The sequence below is a fragment of the Nitrincola schmidtii genome (assembly GCF_008973715.1).
Lineage (GTDB): Bacteria > Pseudomonadota > Gammaproteobacteria > Pseudomonadales > Balneatricaceae > Nitrincola > Nitrincola schmidtii.
Genome location: NZ_WBOL01000003.1, coordinates 153,651 through 174,326, shown reverse-complemented (window position 1 = coordinate 174,326; position 20,676 = coordinate 153,651). Strand labels below are relative to the sequence as shown.

20 protein-coding genes and 3 tRNA genes are annotated in these 20,676 nt (G+C 44.1%); 8 read left to right on the top strand and 15 right to left on the bottom strand.

Annotated features, from left to right (window positions below; all coding sequences use genetic code 11):
* Positions 1 to 18: 18 nt before the first annotated feature.
* From F7R24_RS04090 to F7R24_RS04035, 12 genes are all read right to left on the bottom strand, one after another.
* Positions 19 to 1,116, bottom strand: coding sequence for a carboxynorspermidine decarboxylase (locus tag F7R24_RS04090; RefSeq protein WP_151669975.1), 1,098 nt, complete (start codon positions 1,114 to 1,116; stop codon positions 19 to 21).
* Between the two features lie 103 nt (positions 1,117 to 1,219).
* A complete protein-coding gene (locus tag F7R24_RS04085) occupies positions 1,220 to 1,822 on the bottom strand; it encodes a PH domain-containing protein (protein ID WP_151669974.1) in 603 nt (200 codons plus the stop codon).
* A 46-nt stretch (positions 1,823 to 1,868) separates the two neighbouring features.
* Positions 1,869 to 2,942 (bottom strand): toxic anion resistance protein, encoded by a 1,074-nt coding sequence (locus F7R24_RS04080; RefSeq protein ID WP_168926769.1) that lies wholly within the window; start codon positions 2,940 to 2,942, stop codon positions 1,869 to 1,871.
* A gap of 48 nt (positions 2,943 to 2,990) precedes the next feature.
* Positions 2,991 to 3,863 (bottom strand): MFS transporter, encoded by an 873-nt coding sequence (locus F7R24_RS04075; protein WP_151669972.1) that lies wholly within the window; start codon positions 3,861 to 3,863, stop codon positions 2,991 to 2,993.
* A 76-nt stretch (positions 3,864 to 3,939) separates the two neighbouring features.
* Positions 3,940 to 4,779 (bottom strand): 3-mercaptopyruvate sulfurtransferase, encoded by an 840-nt coding sequence (sseA, locus tag F7R24_RS04070; protein ID WP_151669971.1) that lies wholly within the window; start codon positions 4,777 to 4,779, stop codon positions 3,940 to 3,942.
* A gap of 49 nt (positions 4,780 to 4,828) precedes the next feature.
* A complete protein-coding gene (locus F7R24_RS04065) occupies positions 4,829 to 6,640 on the bottom strand; it encodes a gamma-glutamyltransferase family protein (protein WP_151669970.1) in 1,812 nt (603 codons plus the stop codon).
* A 164-nt stretch (positions 6,641 to 6,804) separates the two neighbouring features.
* Complete coding sequence (gene clpX / locus F7R24_RS04060) at positions 6,805 to 8,079, bottom strand: ATP-dependent Clp protease ATP-binding subunit ClpX (protein WP_151669969.1); 1,275 nt, start codon at positions 8,077 to 8,079, stop codon at positions 6,805 to 6,807.
* A 73-nt stretch (positions 8,080 to 8,152) separates the two neighbouring features.
* Complete coding sequence (gene clpP / locus F7R24_RS04055) at positions 8,153 to 8,785, bottom strand: ATP-dependent Clp endopeptidase proteolytic subunit ClpP (RefSeq protein ID WP_151669968.1); 633 nt, start codon at positions 8,783 to 8,785, stop codon at positions 8,153 to 8,155.
* Positions 8,786 to 8,898: 113 nt separating this feature from the next.
* Positions 8,899 to 10,221, bottom strand: coding sequence for a trigger factor (gene tig, locus F7R24_RS04050; RefSeq protein ID WP_151669967.1), 1,323 nt, complete (start codon positions 10,219 to 10,221; stop codon positions 8,899 to 8,901).
* A gap of 361 nt (positions 10,222 to 10,582) precedes the next feature.
* A tRNA-Leu gene (locus tag F7R24_RS04045) sits at positions 10,583 to 10,667 on the bottom strand.
* 19 nt (positions 10,668 to 10,686) lie between these two features.
* Positions 10,687 to 10,762 (bottom strand) — tRNA-His (locus tag F7R24_RS04040).
* A 28-nt stretch (positions 10,763 to 10,790) separates the two neighbouring features.
* Positions 10,791 to 10,867 (bottom strand) — tRNA-Arg (locus F7R24_RS04035).
* Positions 10,868 to 11,109: 242 nt separating this feature from the next.
* Between F7R24_RS04035 and folD the strand changes: the two genes are divergently transcribed.
* From folD to F7R24_RS03995, 8 genes are all read left to right on the top strand, one after another.
* Positions 11,110 to 11,967, top strand: coding sequence for a bifunctional methylenetetrahydrofolate dehydrogenase/methenyltetrahydrofolate cyclohydrolase FolD (folD, locus tag F7R24_RS04030; protein ID WP_151670059.1), 858 nt, complete (start codon positions 11,110 to 11,112; stop codon positions 11,965 to 11,967).
* 206 nt (positions 11,968 to 12,173) lie between these two features.
* On the top strand, positions 12,174 to 12,935 hold the full coding sequence (locus F7R24_RS04025) for a MotA/TolQ/ExbB proton channel family protein (protein ID WP_151669966.1): 762 nt from the start codon (positions 12,174 to 12,176) through the stop codon (positions 12,933 to 12,935).
* Positions 12,925 to 13,326, top strand: a complete 402-nt coding sequence (locus F7R24_RS04020) for an ExbD/TolR family protein (protein ID WP_151669965.1) — start codon at positions 12,925 to 12,927, stop codon at positions 13,324 to 13,326. The genes F7R24_RS04025 and F7R24_RS04020 overlap by 11 nt, the downstream gene beginning before the upstream one ends.
* Positions 13,327 to 13,328: 2 nt before the next feature.
* Positions 13,329 to 13,745 carry an ExbD/TolR family protein gene (locus F7R24_RS04015; protein WP_151669964.1) on the top strand — a complete coding sequence of 139 codons (417 nt, stop codon included), beginning with the start codon at positions 13,329 to 13,331 and terminating at the stop codon, positions 13,743 to 13,745.
* Entirely contained in the window at positions 13,742 to 14,590 is an 849-nt protein-coding gene (locus F7R24_RS04010) for an energy transducer TonB (protein ID WP_151669963.1), read from the top strand. Before F7R24_RS04015 ends, F7R24_RS04010 begins: the two co-directional genes overlap by 4 nt.
* Positions 14,591 to 14,698: 108 nt before the next feature.
* Positions 14,699 to 15,607 (top strand): acyltransferase, encoded by a 909-nt coding sequence (locus F7R24_RS04005; protein ID WP_338087083.1) that lies wholly within the window; start codon positions 14,699 to 14,701, stop codon positions 15,605 to 15,607.
* 119 nt (positions 15,608 to 15,726) lie between these two features.
* A complete protein-coding gene (locus tag F7R24_RS04000; RefSeq protein ID WP_151669961.1) occupies positions 15,727 to 15,969 on the top strand; it encodes a type II toxin-antitoxin system Phd/YefM family antitoxin in 243 nt (80 codons plus the stop codon).
* Between the two features lie 7 nt (positions 15,970 to 15,976).
* Positions 15,977 to 16,276 carry a type II toxin-antitoxin system RelE/ParE family toxin gene (locus F7R24_RS03995; RefSeq protein WP_151669960.1) on the top strand — a complete coding sequence of 100 codons (300 nt, stop codon included), beginning with the start codon at positions 15,977 to 15,979 and terminating at the stop codon, positions 16,274 to 16,276.
* A 17-nt stretch (positions 16,277 to 16,293) separates the two neighbouring features.
* On the opposite strand, the gene F7R24_RS03990 is transcribed toward F7R24_RS03995, so the two are convergent.
* From F7R24_RS03990 to F7R24_RS03980, 3 genes are all read right to left on the bottom strand, one after another.
* Entirely contained in the window at positions 16,294 to 17,418 is a 1,125-nt protein-coding gene (locus tag F7R24_RS03990) for a CobW family GTP-binding protein (RefSeq protein ID WP_151669959.1), read from the bottom strand.
* A gap of 78 nt (positions 17,419 to 17,496) precedes the next feature.
* Positions 17,497 to 19,446, bottom strand: coding sequence for a MacB family efflux pump subunit (locus F7R24_RS03985; protein ID WP_151669958.1), 1,950 nt, complete (start codon positions 19,444 to 19,446; stop codon positions 17,497 to 17,499).
* Positions 19,443 to 20,609, bottom strand: coding sequence for an efflux RND transporter periplasmic adaptor subunit (locus F7R24_RS03980; protein WP_151669957.1), 1,167 nt, complete (start codon positions 20,607 to 20,609; stop codon positions 19,443 to 19,445). The genes F7R24_RS03985 and F7R24_RS03980 overlap by 4 nt, the downstream gene beginning before the upstream one ends.
* Positions 20,610 to 20,676: the final 67 nt, after the last annotated feature.

Sequence of the window (20,676 nt, the reverse complement as noted above, 5' to 3'; positions counted from 1 at the left end):
ATGGGCTGAATATACGCCTCAAGAGAGGCTATGGACAAAGTCGTCGAAGGTAAACTCCCTAACCAGTTCGACACGGCCATCCTCATGGCGCACTGCAATAGCGGGCATCTGCACGCCATTAAACCAATTTTTCTTAACCATGGTGTAGCCAGCCACGTCTTGAATTGACAGACGATCGCCCGCTTTTAACTCATGATCAAAATTAAATTCACCAAAAATATCGCCAGCCAAACAGGATTTGCCACAAATCATATAAGAGTGTGGCCCTTCATTCGGACTCATGCGCGCGCTTTGCTGGTAGATCAATAAATCCAGCATATGCGCTTCAATCGAACTATCAACGACCGCTAAATGCTTCCCATTAAACAAAGTATCCAGAACGGTCACTTCTAAGGTTGCTGTCTGAGTAATCGCTGCTTCACCTGGTTCCAAGTAAACCTGAACGCCAAAAGTATCCGCGAAATGCTTGAGACGCTTACAAAAGTCATCTATAGGATAACCTTCGCCAGTAAAATGAATACCACCGCCTAAACTGACCCATTCTACTTGATGTAGCAGATGACCAAACTCTGACTCAATTCTCGTTAACATTTGATCGAACAATTCGAAGTCATTGTTCTCACAATTGTTATGGAACATAAAGCCGCTGATTTTATCAATCACCGACTCGATACGCTTAGGATCCCATTCACCCAGCCGACTGAAAGGACGCGCTGGATCGGCAATGATAAACTCAGAACTACTCACGCGTGGATTAACGCGCAAACCACGAACATGATCAGAAGAAACATCAGAAAAACGCTCTAACTGGCTGATTGAGTTGAAAATAACCTTATCAGAATGCGCTAGAACCTCTTCGATTTCATGATCAGCATAGGCGACGCTATAGGCGTGGGTTTCACCCGGAAACTTAAGCTTTCCGAGTTTAACCTCATTCAAGGAGGAGGATGTTGTGCCATCCATGTATTGACTCATTAGGTCAAAAACCGACCAAGTCGCAAAGCATTTTAATGCTAACAAGGCTTTTGCACCGGAATGTTCTCGCACATAAGCGATTTTTTCCATGTTCTGCTTAAGCTTACTGCGGTCGATCAAGTAGTAGGGTGTCTGAAGCATCGATGGCAATCCCCGCTAAAATGGGCCTTATCAACCCAAGTGAATCAAAGGGCGCGATTATAGGTGATTCGACGCGGGGGTTCGAGAAAAAATCATGAAAATTTTATGAATTAATGACTGAATCCAATGTGGGTACCTTCGAAGCACTTGCAGAAGTGTCTGATGGCTTAGTACTTTTAGCAAGTAAACGCTTTTCTAATGTTTCTTTAACAGCATCAATATCGCTGACGTAATGCCATTCAAGGATATCCACACCGCGCCCGGCGATACGCAAGGTACCATAACCCAACAACCGGCCAACTAACGACTGCTGGCGAGATACGCCATCTACTGACCGAAGGAAAAGCTCATGGGTTTTCACTCCTAGAATACCGGTTTTTTTCATCACGCGTGCATTAGTAAAGGTATAGACTGTACTGAACTGATGCAGGTATCGACGAATAGCATGAAAGAAAAAGTAGACGGCAACCAATAATAGTGCCCACCCAATCCAGCTTGCTGGGAGCGCAAAAACTTGATCAAAAAAATCTTCCATCATGGTTCTATAGAGAATCACTAATCGCCAATCGTCCCAAAAAGGTACTGACGAAACAGCGCTACGATAAAGATTGTAAAAAAATCCAGCGATAACAAGATCTACTGTTCCTCTTATAATAAATAGAGGGTTACGACGAATTTTTAAGACAACTTGTTCATTAGATAACATCTTCACTTCTCTTCCTAACCTGATGATGTGATTTAACTTAACTATTCTACCTTTTATTTAAGCTTTGCATACGTTCGATCTGAGCTTGTAACGTTGGTAACGCATTACGACGATAGCTAGACACCTCATCCAGTGCACCTTGCATCTCTTCGAATGCTTTTTCTAAGGTTTCCATATTTAACTGAGCGGATACCGCTCGTTTTTGTATTTCGGTTCCCTGCCGGCGTAATGCTGTCGCAGTTTCAGCGATCATTTGATTGGTGGTATCGTTTAAGGCATCAATATGATCCAGTACTAGCTTTTGGTTAGTCAGCGCCAAAGCAACATTGACGGCGACACGTAAAGCAGACAAGGTAACATTTAACGCTCGATCAACACCTCTAACCAGTTCACGATTATTTCGAATAATCAGTTCAATCGCTAAAATACCCTGCCGACAAACGGCTTGCTGCTGCTGGAGATCTAAAATTCGTTGGCGTAGTGGAAAAAGTAGCTCATCCTCTACAAAAGACTGATCATGACCTTCAAGTAATCCCTTTTCGATACGTTCGACAAGTTGATGGTCTATCACCTGCCCCATTTCAGCTGCTTGAGAGAGCGCATTGAGCGCTTGACGCATATCTTCTTGATCATGGCTCAGTGTAATCACATCACGCTTTAGGCGCTCTCTCCCTTCTTCTAAACCAGCAATCAACTCATTTAAGGTATCTTGTGCAGTTTCAAAACGGCGGAAATACTGCTTAACGGGAGACCGGCCGATTAAACTGCTTAGTTTAGCCGTTACACTACTAGACTCTAACTGCTGATTGTTTGGCTTTAATCCATTCAGTAATTTGCGCAGCGACTCTAAGCTTCGAGTGACAGCTTGCGCACTACTGGACTGAGAAGACATCTCTTGCAATGGTGTGTTTAGAAGCTGGGTTAACTTAGCAGACGCCTGTTGCTGCTCCAAACCCAGGGTATCAATTTGAACGCGCTGCACAGTTGTATCATTACTAAGCAACTGATTAACAAACTCACTAGCAGATTGACGAAGCTGCTCTGGATTAACCCTCTCCAGCTGATCTTTTAAAATCTCAGCAAGCTCTTCTGGTGCTGGTAAACGCAAAGGCTCATTCATAAGCATCTCTCAAACATTGGAACCTCTGTAAATAACTCTCAAAAGAATCTATCGATAATGAGTTAGTCGCTGATTAAATTTTTCCAGTGCCGCCAACACCTGATCCAAATCTTTATCAGAAGCGCTTGAGCGTCCTAACTCACTTAACTTAAGGCGCGTGGCATCCAGTGCAGTTAAGGTTTTTTCGAATTCAGCCAGTAAGCTATTCGATTCAAGATTTAGCGTTTCAGCCAACTGCTGTCTTTGCAACAAAGCATCTTTAGCGATGCCTTTAATACTTGGATCTGATAATTGGCGTTGAATATAGTTCAGGTCTAACAACTGAAGTTGCTGATGAATATCGATAAAGCTGTCCATTTGCTTCAAGCTAGATTTATAAACATCTTTTAGTAAAGTTTGTGAACGCTGCATCGCCAATTCTTCAGCTTGAAAACGCTTAGACAAGACTGCTTGTAACTTTGCATAGCGGCTATAAAAGCGTTCTGGAACTTCAACATTGACTTTCAGTTTAACCAACTGCGCTCTGATGGCATTCAGCTGTTTAATGACTTGATCCGCATGAGGATCGTCAGCATCACGCTCAAGGTTAACATCCAATTGTTCACGATGCTGTTTAGACGAGCGCTGGGCCTGACGCTGAAACAGAAATCTTCTAATTCTTCGCTCAGCAGGAACCGCTAAAAATAGGGCACCTAGCCCTGATACCCACCCTAACAAACTTGGACCAAAGCCACCCCATAGCGAGGTCAAGCCAAGCAAAAGACTGGCAAATGGAATTGCCATACCATAACGCAGAAAGACTTTAAAACGATTTGGCCTAAGGTCAGGTAAAACCCACTCAGGCTTGAATAGTCCCGCTAACAGCCAAGGTCCTGACATAATGGCCAAGCCTATCGCAAACCCTTGTAAAAAAGTTAGCATCTCACTCCTTAAGGCATAAAATAACTAAACACAGGCTCTGAACTGCAACACAAAGGTCGTTGTTCTGGTTAGAGTACTATTCAATCGGTAAGTTCTGATTGGCACCCCACTCTGCCCACGAGCCATCATACACGGCTAAATTTTCATAGCCTACCTGCAGAGCAGCAACTAATAAAATACAGGCAGTAATTCCAGATCCACAACTAAATATCAGGCGTTGATCAGGCGTAACCCCTAAGTCCTTAAAAGCCTGCGTTAGGTTTTCCGGTGAGTCATACCCATCACCCTTCATAATATCTAAAAATGGCAAATTTAAAGCGCTGGGAATATGCCCTGAACGCAAGCCAGGTCTTGGCTCTGGCGCTTGCCCTAAGAATCTAGCCGAAGCTCTGGCATCAATGATGTAAGTGCTTTCATCATCAATTGATTGCAGCACCTGTTCAAACGAACATATCCATTGTGGTTGAAGCTGTGCACGAAAATCACCCAACTCACTTACCACTGAGGGCTGCATTTGAGTGGGGTAGCCCTTTTCTAACCATGCAGGAAGCCCACCTAGCATGATGGAAACCTTACGATGCCCCATCACTTTAAACATCCACCAAGCTCTAGGTGATGAATAGATTCCCTGATTATCGTAAATAACGATATGACTATCCTCATTTATTCCTAACTGCTGAGCTAACTGAGTAAAGCGTTCTGGACTGGGCAATGTATGAGGTAAATTACTGCTAGGATCAACAAAGCTATTTTCAAGATCAAAGGCGACCGCACAAAGTAAAAACGCTGGTCGCTCATACTCAATCGGTGGGCGACCAACAACTTGTTGCATACTGGCATCTAAAACAACCAGATTATCGTCGTTTAAATGCTCAATAACCCAATCAGGTGTCACAAATAAAGAACCCGTTTGCATGTTTTTTCCTAAGTAAATTTTGTGCTGGTAAGTAAATGGATAATACAGATTAATCGCCCATCACCCGCCCTTCACGACGAGGATCAGCAGCACCCGTAATACCTTCAGGTATGTTAATCAACAATTGAATACCGCTGGTTAAGTCTCGCTCAGACACATCATGCCCCAAGGCCTCTAGTGCAGACAAGGTTTCAGGTGCAAAACGATCCGTCTCCAACCATACAGGACCGCCTAACGTCACGGTATGCGGTAACCCTACCACTTCCGATGGTGCTAACTGCCAATCCAACAAGGCTATCAAACTTCGAGCCGTGTAATGAATAATAGCAGCCCCTCCTGGTGAACCTAGACTGGCAACCCACTCACCTGTCTCAGTATCAAACACCAGAGTTGGACTCATACTGGAACGAGGTCTTTTTCCTGGCTCTACGCGATTAGCAATGAGACGTCCCTCGGCATCTCCAGGTCTAAACGAGAAATCTGTTAACTCATTGTTAAGCAAATACCCTCCTGCTAATCCAGTTCCCCCATCAGCCAAAATTCTCGCGCCAAAGGCGGCCTCGATAGTGGTCGTCATGGCGAGTGCATTTCCCATACCATCAACAATACTGATATGACTGGTGCCATATTCAGGTTGATCAGATTGAGGCGCATATGCAGTGAAAAATTCTTGCGGATTGCCGGCCTGAGCACCACCATTTCCCATACTTTGATCGCCCACTATAGCCGCTCTTGAAGCAAGGTAGCGTGGATTTAGCAGTGTGTTCCAATCACCACCGGGAGCTTCCACAAAATCAGGATCCGCTATGTACAACGCTCTATCTGCAAAACTTAATCGTGCCACCTCAATAAATCGATGTAGCCAGTCTACTGACTGTTCACCGTTGTGAACGGGAGTGTCAACCGGAAGGTATTCCAGCATTCCAAGCACTTGCATAATGGTTAAATGGCCAGAGGATGGGGGCGGAAAACCACAAACATCATAGACTTTCCAGGGTGTACAAATAGGTTCACGCACAGCGGGTTGGTAGGCCAATAGATCTTCGAGAGTTAAACCACCGCTTCCGGCAGGATGCTGCTGTACACGATTAACCATATCATCGGCAATATCACCTTGATAAAAGACTTGACTACCCTGTTCAGCAATTTGACGAAGAATTGCAGCTAGGGCTGGATTTTTTAGAATATAGCCTTCGGGTAAAGCCTCTCCGTTATCATAATAAAATGCTGCCGCCAAAGGATCTTCTCTTAGGTGGGTTTCACCCTCGAGCAGGGTGTGTAATCTAGCACTGACAGGGAAACCCTCTTCAGCTAGTTGAACGGCAGGTGCAAAAAGATCGGACCAATCTAAAACACCGTGCTGCTGATGAGCCAGTTCTAGCATTTTAAGTAATCCGGGTACACCCACAGATCTTCCGCTTGCAGCCGCTTCCATAAACGCCAAAGGCTCACCATCATCATTCAGAAAAAGATCACCCGTGGCTGCTGCAGGAGCTGTTTCGCGACCATCAAAGGCTTGCATCCCTTGATCTGATGATAAGAGCAGAAACGCACCACCACCTATACCGCTTGACTGTGGTTCAACCAGAGTCAACATGGCTTGAACAGCAATAGCGGCATCAACAGCTGAACCACCAGCTCGCAATATTTGATAACCCGCTTCAGTTGCCAACGGATTGGCAGCAGCAACAGCAAAAGTTTGTGCTTGGAATACAGAGGTGTTTGTTAAACCTGAGCTAGCCTCCGGTGCAATGGCTGCATCATAAGCATGAAGCGATCCTGAACTACCCAGAAGTAATAATGCAGAAAAGGTGAAGCCTTTCCATTTTGTACAGCGTAAAAAAAGAGGAGTTGATTGCATCGTCAGATCCCTTGTTTTGTTGTTATTCACTCAAGTTATTAACCTTGATATTAACCGAGTCCTCACTCGATATAAGATCAAAAGTATAGACGAACAATTGTTTGGTTGCTTCCAGAGACGAAAAAACCCGGCGAACCGGGTTTTTTAACATCAGAAATAGCTGATCAATTATCAGGGCTTGCTTTCGCATGCTCCTGATTTTCGTAAATCAGAATGGGCTCTGAGGTGCCTGTAATGACGCCTTCGTCTATAACGACTTTAGAAACATTTTTCATCGCTGGTAGTTGATACATAATATCAAGTAGCGTAGCTTCTAAAATAGAACGCAATCCACGAGCACCAGTACGACGCTCGAGTGCTTTTTTAGCAACCATTCGTAAGGCGTCTTTGCGGAAGTCAATTTCAGCACCTTCCATCTCAAACAGAGCGGCATACTGCTTGGTTAAGCTGTTTTTAGGCTCTGTCAAAATAGAGATTAATGCTTCTTCATCTAGCTCAGCAAGCGTCGCAATCATGGGTAGACGGCCCACAAATTCGGGAATCAAGCCGAATTTGACAAGATCTTCTGATTCAACATTATGGAGAACTTCAGAAAGGTTCTTCTCATCTTTGCTCTTGACGATGGCATTAAAGCCGATTGAACTACGTTCGCTACGATCACGAATAATTTTTTCAAGACCCGCGAAAGCACCACCGACAATAAAGAGTATGTTGGAAGTATCAACTTGCAAAAACTCTTGCTGAGGATGCTTACGACCACCTTGAGGAGGCACTGATGCTACCGTACCTTCAATCAATTTTAGTAGCGCTTGTTGAACACCTTCACCCGATACGTCACGTGTGATAGATGGATTATCTGACTTACGAGAAATCTTATCGATCTCATCGATGTAAACAATCCCTATCTGTGCACGCTCTACATCATAATCACACTTCTGCAGTAGTTTTTGGATGATGTTTTCTACGTCTTCACCCACATAACCTGCTTCAGTTAGGGTCGTTGCATCCGCAATGGTAAATGGGACGTTTAACAAACGTGCTAAAGTTTGTGCCAAAAGGGTTTTACCGCTTCCTGTTGGACCTATTAGCAAAATATTACTCTTGCTCAGCTCAACATCAGGCTTTTTCTCTTTTAGCTTTAAGCGCTTGTAATGGTTATACACGGCAACAGCAAGCACCTTCTTGGCACGCTCTTGACCGATAACATATTCGTCTAACGCTTTTTTAAGCTCTTCTGGAAGAGGCAGCTTGTCAGAAACTTCGCTATCAGCTACATCTTGAATCTCTTCACGAATAATGTCATTGCACAAATCGACACATTCATCACAGATAAATACAGATGGGCCTGCAATCAGTTTGCGCACTTCATCCTGACTTTTGCCACAGAAAGAACAAAAAAGCTTGTTGCCTTCACCTTTTCCGCTTGTCTCATCCGACATGCTTTTACCTCAAAAACTAACGATGGCAGCATTAATTTTACAATAATGCTGGGTTGTTTCCTGGCTGAGTTGCTTAAGATGCAACCGCTCTCTTATCTAAAACTTTATCGATTAAACCATATTCACGAGCTGTTTCAGGGTCCATAAAGTTATCACGCTCAGTATCTCTCTGAACAGTCTCTACATCCTGACCCGTATGTTCGGCAATGTGGTGATTTAACGTTTCACGAATTTTCAAAATTTCGCGAGTATGGATCTCGATATCAGTTGCCTGACCACGATAACCACCTAAGGGCTGGTGAATCATCACGCGCGAATTAGGTAATGCAAAACGCTTACCTTTGGTACCGCCAGATAGTAAAAATGCACCCATGCTAGCCGCTTGACCAATACACATGGTGCTGACGTCTGGCTGAATAAAACGCATGGTGTCATAAATAGCCATACCCGCGGTCACAGAACCACCTGGAGAATTAATGTAAAGGTGGATGTCTTTCTCTGGGTTTTCTGCCTCAAGAAATAACATTTGCGCAACAATTAAGTTAGCCATGTGATCTTCAACCTGGCCTACCAAAAAGATAACCCGTTCTTTCAGTAGACGTGAGTAGATATCATATGCACGCTCACCGCGTGAGCTTTGCTCAACAACCATAGGCACTAGGCCGGCATTCATGATTTCACTTCGACCGGTGAAAATCTCTGACATGTAAATTTCTCCTGATTGCGAGTATAAAAATATAGTCTATGTAAAATGAAAAAACGACAGCTGGCAACCAACTGTCGTTTTTCGGATTGATATTTAATCAATCGAAACGTTTCTTACTCGGCAGCTTCGTTGCGCTGAGCGGGTTTGATTGCTTCTTCGTAACTAACTTGTTTTTCGATCACTTTAGCACTAGAAACTAAATGTTCAACAACCTGCTCTTCTAAAACCAAACCTTTAATCTGATTTAAAATCTCTTCATTACCATAGTAATAATCGATCACTTCTTTCGGATCTTGGTAGGTTTCAGCCATCTCTTCAATGGTTTCACGTACCTTATCATCAGATGGCTTTAACTCGTTGACTTTGATTAGTTCTTGCATCAACAAGCCAACAGAAACACGACGTTTAGCTTGAGCTTCAAACATATCTTTAGGCAACATGTTCGGATCAATCTTAGCGTCAGGTCCACCAAATTGCTGAATCGCTTGACGACGAAGAACATCGATTTCACGATCAACTAGGGCTGCTGGAACTTCGATAGCATTTAGCTCAATCAACTTGCTGAACACTTTGTCTTTCAACTTAGTTTTCAAAGCATGCTTAAGTTCACGAGCCATGTTCTTTTTGACTTCAGTACGGAAACCTTCAACAGTGCTTTCTTCAATACCGAAACGAGCAAAAAACTCTTCATTAAGTTCTGGAAGAGCTTGAGCAGAGACGCTGTTCACTTTTACTTTGAATACTGCTGGCTTACCTTTTAGGTTTTCAGCATGGTAGCTTTCTGGGAAAGCCACATTCAAATCAAGCTCATCGCCAGTTGAAACACCAACTAACCCTGATTCAAATCCAGGGATCATGCTACCTGAACCTAATACAAGATCCATTGCTTCGGCACGACCGCCATCAAATGCTTCACCATCAATGAAACCTTCAAAGTTGATATTTAAGCGATCGCCATCGGCAGCTGCACGCTCAACAACTTCCCAGTCACCCTGCTGCTTACGCAGAGTATTGATCATTTCATCAAGATCTTCTTCTTTAATTTCAGCTGACAGCTTTTCTACTTCGACTGCAGAAAAATCAGCTAGTTCGATCTCTGGGTAAACTTCAAAGGTTGCAACAAATTCAAGATCTTCACCTTCAACATCTTTACGAAACTCGATGTTGGGCATGCCCGCAGGCATTAATTTTTCTTGATCTACTGCTTGGTAGAAAGATTCTTGAACCACTTGGCTCAACACATCAGAACGAATCGCTTTACCAAACATACGCTTGATAACAGAAGTCGGCACTTTACCAGGACGGAAGCCATCCAGACGGCGGCTACGCGCCTGCTGCTGAACCTGCTTGTTAACATCCTGATCTATACGCTCAGCCGGAACAGTGATGGTAACTTGACGCTCAAGACCGGAAGTCGTTTCAACAGAAACTTGCATGGAATTCCTCACAAATACTTTGCCGCAAAAATTGATGGCCTGCCTGCACAATGCTTCCTGCCTGCAAACCAAGTTACTGACCGGACGGCAGAATGCCACACCCGAATTCTAAAGGGCGAAATTTTCCGTCAACTCAGCCTAAGAGTCAAGAAAAACAGGTTGCCGATAATGAAATATAACTTTAAACAACTTAGTTAAGTCATTGAAAAAGATTTGGATTGAAATAAACTGAAAAGAAAAACAAAAAAGAAAGATAGACTTGATAAGATGCTTTAAACGACAACTACATATGTAACTTGTAAAAGCAAAAACACATCTGAAATAACTATAATGAGCTATGACTTATCATAGTTAACTTGAATGGTGCGGACGGAGAGACTCGAACTCTCACACCTTACGGCACCAGAACCTAAATCTGGCGTGTCTACCAATTTCACCACGTCCGCATTACAACATTACAGAGATTGGGGTGGACGATGGGGCTTGAACCCACGACCGCCGGAATCACAATCCGGAGCTCTGCCAACTGAGCTACGCCCACCATATCAAACTGTAATTGGTCAGGTTACTGGCGCGCCCGGCAGGACTCGAACCTGCAACCTACGGCTTAGAAGGCCGTTGCTCTATCCGGTTGAGCTACGGGCGCTAAGCCTGACCTTTCTTCAGTGACTTGCATTTGCTTGCCGCCTCAGAAGTGGTGCGTATATTAAGCATCGAATACGGCCTCGTCAAGAACAAATTTAAACTTTTTTTCAAAACCTTAGAACTTTGGCCAAGCTACCCTTATCTAGTTGAAGATATACAGAGTGTGTATTTATGGCGATCGACTTTTATGAGAAACTACTGATCTCTTATATGTCATTGAGTAACGGGGATCGATTTCCAACGATGAGCGCACAGATTATTGATGGTAAACAAATCGCACAACAAGTGCGCAACCAAGTTAAGGCAAGCATAGAAGCACATAGTAAAGATGGACATCGCCCTCCCTGCCTTGCTGTAGTTATCGTAGGAGATGACCCTGCTTCACATATTTATGTCAAACACAAAAAAAATGCATGTAAAGAAGTCGGTATCGTATCTACTTGTCACGAACTACCTGCCGATATTTCTCAACAACAACTTACTGCAATGATTGATGAACTAAATCAAGACCAGAATGTTGACGGCATCTTAGTTCAATTACCTCTTCCTGCTCATTTAGACACCACAACCATCATAGAAAGAATCAGACCCGATAAAGATGTCGATGGTTTTCACGCCTTCAACCTAGGGCGCCTAGCGCAACGCATACCAGCCCTTCGTCCCTGCACGCCAAAAGGGATCATGACACTGCTTCATTCAACCGGTGTTGACCTTTATGGACAAGAAGCAGTGATAGTAGGTGCTTCCAACATTGTTGGTCGCCCTATGACACTAGAATTACTTCTCGCTGGATGCACGACAACGACAACACATCGTTTTACTCGTGACCTAGAGGCTCATGTAAGACGTGCAGATATTGTCGTTGTCGGTGTAGGCAAACCAGGCATCGTTAAAGGCGAATGGATCAAACCCGGTGCGATAGTGATCGATGTAGGTATTAACCGCCTTGAAGATGGCTCAGTGGTTGGTGATGTCGAATATGCGCCAGCAGCGGAAATAGCCTCTTGGATCACACCTGTTCCGGGCGGAGTGGGACCGATGACTGTAGCGAGCCTAATGGAAAATACGTTTGAAGCCGCTATCAATCTGCAAACCCAGTAAAAAATAATTCGAGTGAATGAGGTCGATCACACTAAGTGATCGGCCTTATAGAAAACCTGCATAACCCAAAACTCTCAATCGTATCTTCTCAAAAACCTCGCACTTCGTGACTGACTACGTTAGGAATTATTCCATCACATAATTTGTAAAACGTAATGATAAGCTTTATCATTATTGTAATTATTACTGAATTAAAATGAGTGATTATGGATAACCAAAGCCAAACAATTAACACAGAAGAATTAAGCACATTAACCTCTTCCACCGATACCCTGTTTAATCTTTTAAATATTGGCGGTCCTGTCGTTTGGATTTTATGCCTTTTTTCAGTGTTTGCCTTAACACTGATCCTGCTTAAATTCTGGCAACTTTCCATCGCGGGTGCTGGCGGAAAACGCAAAACACATCGAGCGATCGCCTTATGGAACCAAGGTAAGCAAACAGAAGCGATCAATCAACTCAGCCAAAGCCAACAGGCACTGCCCAGACTGATAGGCACTACAATGATTGGCGTTCAACACCAAGGTGACACACCTCAACTCCGAGAAGAATTGAGTCGTCTAGCATCCGTTGAGATGGAGAATTTGCGTTCTTACCTACGCCCACTCGAGGTGATTGCCAATTTAAGTCCATTACTGGGCTTACTAGGCACTGTCTTAGGTATGATAGTGGCGTTTCAACAAATGGAGCTTGCTGGCAACCAAGTAGATCCAAGCGTTTTATCCGGTGGTATTTGGCAGGCATTGCTAACCACGGCGGCAGGTTTAATCGTTGCCATACCCGTTTTTCTAGCCCATAGCACGCTCGAGAGAAAAACTGAACGCATCGCGCACGATATGGAAGTGTTAGTCACCAGTGTCTTTACCCGAAACTGCTTAGCAGCTACCCCTGTGATTAAAACTCAAGCCATAGCTGACACTCAAGATTCCACTTGGGAAAACACACAAGGCGCGACGAATGCAGCTTAATATTCAAACTGCCAAAAGGCGTAAAGCATTGAGTCTTACGCCTTTGATCGATGTTGTTTTTATTCTATTGCTATTTTTTATGCTGACTTCAAGTTTTATTAAATGGCATAACATGGAACTTGCCGTTTCCAAGCCGTCGACCTCAACCGTCCAAAGTAGCGACCAGCCCCCCCTGCTGTTTACGCTCGTTGAAACTGGAGAGCTTTCCCTAAGGGGACAAGTCTATAATGAAACCGACAATGCGGTCCTAGCACAACTCATCGACGAAAATTCTGATGCCAGTGTGATCTTATTAACAACAGATCAGGTTAATGTTCAGCAGATCATCTCTACGATAGATCGACTAAAACGTTTAGGTGCTGAATCTGTATCACTCAATACGGATCGTTAAGTATGCAGTTGTTTAGGACCACGAAAGCTAGATCCGGTAATGATGACAATGTGATACCCCTCATCAACATTGTTTTTTTAATGCTGATATTCTTTATGTTAGCCGGACAAATTACATCGACCGATGTACTCAATGTCATGCCCCCCACTTCGGAAACGCAAGCGCCAACAACGCCACTGGAATTTGAAATCTTGATGGATGCTGAAGGTTCAATCGCTTTCAACAATCAGACGATCACCTATGATGGTTTGCGTACAGAGTTAGAGGTGTTAAATACACCTGACGTGCAAATCTCTCTCGCACTGAAAATTGATGCAGATGTCACTGCTGAGACACTGAAACCTTTATTAAAACTTCTCTCCGACTCGGGTATGCAACAAATCACCCTCTATACACGCCAAACACGTTCAGCCTCATGATATTAACCAAACGCCATCGATTAACAGCTTTTCTGGTCGCGCTCTTACTTCATGCGCTACTCGCTTATGCTTGGATTACTCACCGAAAATCAACTCAAGAAACGGCTATTCAACCAGGCATTGCGGGGGTGACCGTCAGCTTAGCCAGTGCCGGCGATCTATTGGATGCCATGGAAGCCGCCTCTCAACAAACAACTCATGAAGAGACTCCTGATGACGCCTCAGATGAGCCGCATGAATCCCTTGATGAAGTACCTGAAGAAATTGTCGAAGAGACTATCGAGGAAGTTGTAGAAGTACCCGTTGAAGCAGAGCCTGAACCCTTACCAAAGCCAGAGCCAACACCAAGACCTGCGCCTAAATCTGTTCCTACAGAACAGCCTCAATCTGAACCTAAAAAAGTGACACCCACCCCCTCACCTGAGGTTGTGGATACCACTGCAGATATTCAAGGTCAACGTGAGCAAATTACCGATACGCCCGCTGAACAGAGTTCAACTGCCGGTGCTAACACTCAAGGACAAGAGCAGATCGTTGATACGGGAGGAGACCCCGCAGCTGAAGCTAACTATTATGCACAACTGAGTCGTTACCTAGCTCAACATAAACGTTACCCTATGGCAGCCAGAAGACAACGCCGTGAAGGTGTTGCCGAAGTGGAGTTCACCATAAACAGACAGGGACAGGTGCTGAGTTCACGTATTGTAAGAAGCAGTGGACATGCGATGCTAGACCAAGAAGTGTTAGAGATGCTTACACGCGCTGCGCCCATGCCAGGCTTTCCATCATCGATCAACCAAAATCAATTGATCATTACACTGCCGGTGAGTTTTAGTTTAAGGTAATAACCACTATTCATGCACTCCAATGCAAACTCATGACTTTGTATTGGAGTGTTGTTATTCTTTGGCAAAAATAACGAGATAAAGACTGCCTCGGCTAAAGGAATGACCATGCCTATCGTAACCGGAATCATTGCTAGCTCATTGCTTTTCAGTAACATTTTGATCTCATGCGTGTTCTTATTTTTCTTTACGCTACTGAAAATTCTTATTCCGTTTAAACCCGTTCGCCGTAAACTGAATACTATCCTTGTCTTTATCGCCAATCGCTGGGTCAGCAATAACTCATTGTGGATGCGCCTAACACAACGAATGGACTGGGAGATTCAATTACCCGAAACACTTGATCCTAAAGGCTGGTATTTTGTCATCAGCAACCATCAGTCCTGGGTCGATATCATGGTGCTTCAACATTGCCTTAATGGTCGCATTCCACTTCTCAAGTTTTTTTTAAAGCAGGAGCTGATCAAGGTACCGATCATGGGAGCCGCATGGTGGGCGCTCGACTTCCCTTTTATGAAGCGTTACAGCATAGCCTATTTAGAAAAACACCCCGAGATGAAGGGTAAAGATATCGAAACGACTCGCAAAGCCTGCGAAAAGTTTAGAGACATGCCAACCAGTGTGATGAACTTTCTAGAAGGTACTCGCTTTACCCCGGCTAAACATCAGCAACAAAACTCTCCATTTAAGTATCTGCTGAAACCTAAGGCAGGAGGCATGGCTTTTGCCTTCAATGCAATGGGTGATCAATTTCGATCCATTTTAGATGTCACCATTCATTACCCAGATGGCATTCCCACCTACTGGGCGTTTTTACAGGGAAAAATGAAACGCTGTCATGTGATTGTTCAAGAAAAACCGATTCCTGATCAGTTACGTCATGGTGATTATGAAAACGACCCTGAATATCGACTCGCCTTTCAGCAGTGGGTTCAAGCGTTATGGTATGAAAAAGATCAAACGCTCAAGCGACTTACTCAGCAGAACCTTACCGAATCAAAATCAACTCGAGACTAGAGCACTCCGTGTTACATGTTAACTTTACTTTTCGCACTAATCGCACGATTAGATTAAATAGCACTTTTGAGTCGATGCTCTATAATATCACTGAGCTAGCAGACTTAGAGGGGTTGAACATGGATACATTAACAGCAAATGATGCCAAACGTAATTTCGGTGAACTGCTTCTAAACGCTCAACGTGGGCCTATTAAAATTAGTAAAAACAACAAAGACGCCGTTATTGTGATGTCGATTAAAGACTATGAAGAACTTGAAGCCATGAAAGCCGATTACATCAAATATTGCTTTGAGTCTGCAAAAGAAGACCTAGCGAAAGGCAAGGTCGTTGATGGAGAAACATTCTTGAAGAGCCTGTAGCTTAAGCATGCAAAGAAACACATATAAGCTAAGCAATCTTGCGCAAAGTCATTTGCGCAAGATTAAAAGCTACACCGTGACGAACTTTTCCGAATTACAATGGAATAGGTACAGGGACAACCTACTTATGGCATTTCAAATGCTTGCTGACAATCCAGTCGTTGGAATAAGCTGTAGCGAGCTGTACCCAAGTGGCTTCTTCTTCCCAATAGGAAAGCACACAGCCTACTTTACCAAAGAGGATGGCTTTATTCTGATCGTTGCTGTTCTTAGCCAGTTGCAGTTAACCCAAAATCATCTAAAGTAATTTTCATATCCTATTTTTTACACTTTGGCGGGCTTAATCCCCGTCAAAGCCTCCAACGCAGACTCAACGACCTCTCTTGGCACGTCCTTCGTAATAAACACAATCCGTGAGCGTCGATCTTCCGATGGCCATTCGGGCAATGGCACCAGCGGATGAAATACATGTTGTACGCCGTGAATAACAATAGGCGCCTCATGACCCTGAATATTCAAAATTCCTTTTACTCGAAGAATATTTTCACCCATAAAACTCATCAACACATCCAACCAAGCGGATAACTGCTCTTCAGTGATGGGCGTATCAATAGCGAAGCAAAAAGCACGTATATGATCATTGTGCCGATTCACATCATGATGGTGATGGTGATGGTGCTCATGTCCATGATGATGGTGGTCATGGTCATGGTCATGGTCATGGTCATGGTCATGGTCATGGTCATGGTCATGGTCAGCATAAGCTTCTTCTTTTAACCATTTGGCAACATCAGGGGCTTTACCCGTCGAAGAAAACAAACCCAAATCAATCAACTGATCGGCATTTACATCACCTTGACTGCTAGACCATAAATTAGCGGCTGGATTAATTTTTTTCAGACGTAGCTTTAGTTGCTCACTCTGCTCAGCAGGTGCAAGATCTTCTTTGGATAACATTAACACATCAGCAACAGCGGCTTGTTTGACTGCTTCAGGATGGTTATTTAAGGTATCTGAGCCATTACACGCATCAACCAAGGTGATAACACCATCTAACTTATAACGACTGGCAATTTGAGGATGTGTCATTAGGGTATGGATAATCGGTGCTGGATCAGCCAAGCCGGTGGTTTCTATTAACACACGACTGAAATGACGTTCTCCTCCACGGGCAAAGCGCCAAGTAATATCACGTAACGTCTTAACCAAATCGCCACGAATGGTGCAACACAGACAGCCGTTACCCATCTCCATAATCACATTTTCAGTCGCATGGGTGACCAGCATATGATCCAGTGCCATTTCACCAAATTCATTGATGATAATCAGTGTGTCTTTGAAGGCATCCTGCTTAACTAATTTATTTAAAAGTGTCGTTTTACCACTCCCCAAAAAGCCGGTTAATAGCGTAACCGGTATCAGAGGTTTACGTTCGTTAGAATTAGACATCTTGAAGTCCTATAAAATGGAAATGCTAGTGTTATAAAATAACACTAGCATGCTTAACTGACTAGAAACAATAACTATTTAATCAGTCGACAACGCCACCACGGGGTCTAATCGAGCGGCTTTGCGAGCAGGTAAGTATCCAAAGATTAATCCTGTTAAAAATGCACAACCAAAGGCTAAAATCACAGGAAACGGACTAAACACCACGTCAGTTCCTAATCGATCAAGAAGCGAAGTTACCCCGAGACCCATTAGTACACCTAGAACACCACCCAGTGCTGATACTAATACCGCTTCTGTCAGAAACTGTTGCAAAATATTGCTGGTTCGAGCACCCGTTGCCATTCTGACCCCTATTTCACGGGTTCTTTCGGTGACCGATACCAGCATGATATTCATAACCCCTATTCCTCCCACAAGTAACGAAATAGCGGCAATCGAACCCAATAAAATGGTCATGGTGTTTTGAGTTTCGGTGACTGATTGAATAATCGATTCCATATTACGTATCTGGAAATCTTCAACCCCGTGACGACTGAGCAATAAATCATGAACAGAATGCTGCACTTGAAAGATGTCTGCCTGTTCTTCAACCGCTACTGTCATGGTGCGTAAATGGCGACGGCCTAAAAGACGAACTCCTCCACTTTCAAAAGGAACGATAATGACATCATCTTCATCTCTACCAAATGGAGAGGCACCTCGAGGACTCATCACACCGATAACCAAAAACAAAACGTTATCGACCATGACATACTGTCCGACAGGATCTTGTTCCGGGAATACCGCATTGGCAGCGGTTTGACCTAGCACGGCCACACTGGCAAAGCGTAGTTCATCCTCTTGAGAGAAAAACGTTCCGGATGAAACGGGCCAATTTCGGAAGTCAGAATATTCCGCTGACGTTGCTAACACCTCTGTTCGATGATCTCGTTCAGCCGCTCTTAGGGTGACGGTCCCACCCTGTTCAGGAATGGCCGCATCGACTCCTTGCAACTCTCCAACCGCAATAGCATCTTCAGGGATCAGTGTCGTTGCTCCCCAACCTCGCTGATTTGGACCACCGGGCCTAACCAGCAGTAAATTACTGCCCATGGAACTAATGCGATCCACAATCGACTGACGCGCGCCATCTCCAATAGCCAACATGGTAATCACTGATGCCACGCCTATCACAATGCCAAGAAGCGTCAATACAGTTCTAAACAGATTGCTGGTTAAGGCACTTAGAGACATCCGCATCGCTTCTGCTAGATGGGCAAAAAAATTGCCGGGTTTAGCATTGAGTTGAGCAGGAGCTTTAACCGTCACTGAAACGGATACTTTCATAACTGATTTAGGATCTTGGGTGATCACACCATCACTGATTTCAATAATACGATCAGCATGAGCCGCAACCTTTGGGTCATGGGTAATTAGAATCAGTGTATGACCTTGCGAAGATAAATCAGCAAAAAGCTTCATGACCTCTTCACCCGTTTGGCTATCTAATGCCCCAGTAGGTTCATCGGCTAGAATTACCTGACCGCCGTTCATCAAGGCTCTTGCAATAGAAACACGTTGTTGCTGACCACCGGAAAGTTGGTTTGGTTTATGATCCATTCGATCAGATAAACCTAGTCGGGAGAGTAATTCTTCGGCCCTTTGATGCCGTTCTGTACGGCAGAGTCCTGCATATACAGCAGGCACTTCGACATTTCCTCTTGCTGACTCACCTGATAAAAGATTGTAGCTTTGAAAGACAAATCCAAAAGCTTCACGACGCAGAGCCGCTAACTCATCGTTATCGAGCAAAGCGACATCGGTACCATTAAATAGGTACTGACCTTTTGTGGGTCGATCAAGGCATCCTAACAGATTCATTAGGGTTGATTTACCAGAACCTGATGCACCAACAATGGCCACAAACTCACCCGGCATAATAGTCAGGTTGATACCTTTTAATACATCAACGTCACTCTCGCCACTTTTAAAGGTTCGATAAAGATTCTTAATCTCGATGAGAGGTGTTAAAGCGGCAGACGTCATCGAGGTCTCATTCCTGTTTGAGTGGATTGAGCATTCCCAGCACGTTGAGAACCTTGAGGTGTCACAACCTGATCTTCAAGTGACAAACCTTCCTTAATCTCTATCTGAACACGATTCGATAGTCCGGTGATCACTTCCCGTTCTTCTATTGATCCATCTGGTAAAAGCAGTTTCACCTTAGCGACACCAGCTTGTCTGTTTGATGAGCCAGAGATTGCATTGACCGGCAGCATTAAGACGTCATCCACTTTATCAACTATAAAAAACACTTGAGCCGTCATTTGTGGCAATAGCGCCATCTGGTGGTTATCGACATCGAATAATGCATTAAAAAGAACCACGTTATTTTCTACTTGCGGAGTTGGTTCTATCCGTCTTAGCTGACCTGACCAACGTCTTGACTGATTGCCCAGCGTCGTAAAATAGGCTTCCATACCTGTAGACAGACGACTCACATCGGCTTCTGAGACTTGTGCTTGAACCGTCATCACCGACAAGTCCGCTATTTGCATAATCGTTGGTGCCTGTTGGGTGGCATTAATCGTTTGCCCTTGTCTTGCTACAATATTCACGACAGTTCCAGACATAGGTGCGAAGATTTGAGAGTAATTAAGGCGCGCCTCTTCCGCTCGCAGGGTTGAAGAGGTTTGATCTATCTGAGCGGCTAAAGCCTGCACTTGAGCCTCCGCTGATCGCTGAGAGGCTTCAGCAATTTGTAATGACTCTTCAGAGGTCATTCGATTCGACACTAATTGTCTTTGGCGTCTTAGCTGAATCTGCGCTAATTCAAGCTGCGCTTTTCGATCCTGCATTTGTGCTTCAAGATTACGCAATTGAGCTCGTGTCCCATCAACATTAGCGCGATATACCGTCGAATCTATTTCCGCCAGTAATTGACCTTCCTCAACCTGATCACCAACATCAACCAAAATTTCAATCAATTGACCCGAGACTTGCGCCCCAACATCAACAAAATTACGAGGTTGTAAGCGTCCGGTAGCGGTAACGATATTTTCAATCGAGCCTTTGGACACTGTTACATAGGACACTTCGTCATCAGTGACGCTGTATACATAAACATAATAAGCCCCCGCTGCTGAAGCCAAGACGATGATTGCAAATAACCAGCGCCATAAGGGAAATGCTTTTTTTACCGTCACCATGTATTAGATCCTAAAAAGTATTTTGGACATTATGTTGAAAATACCATCTGAGCTTCAACTATTAAGC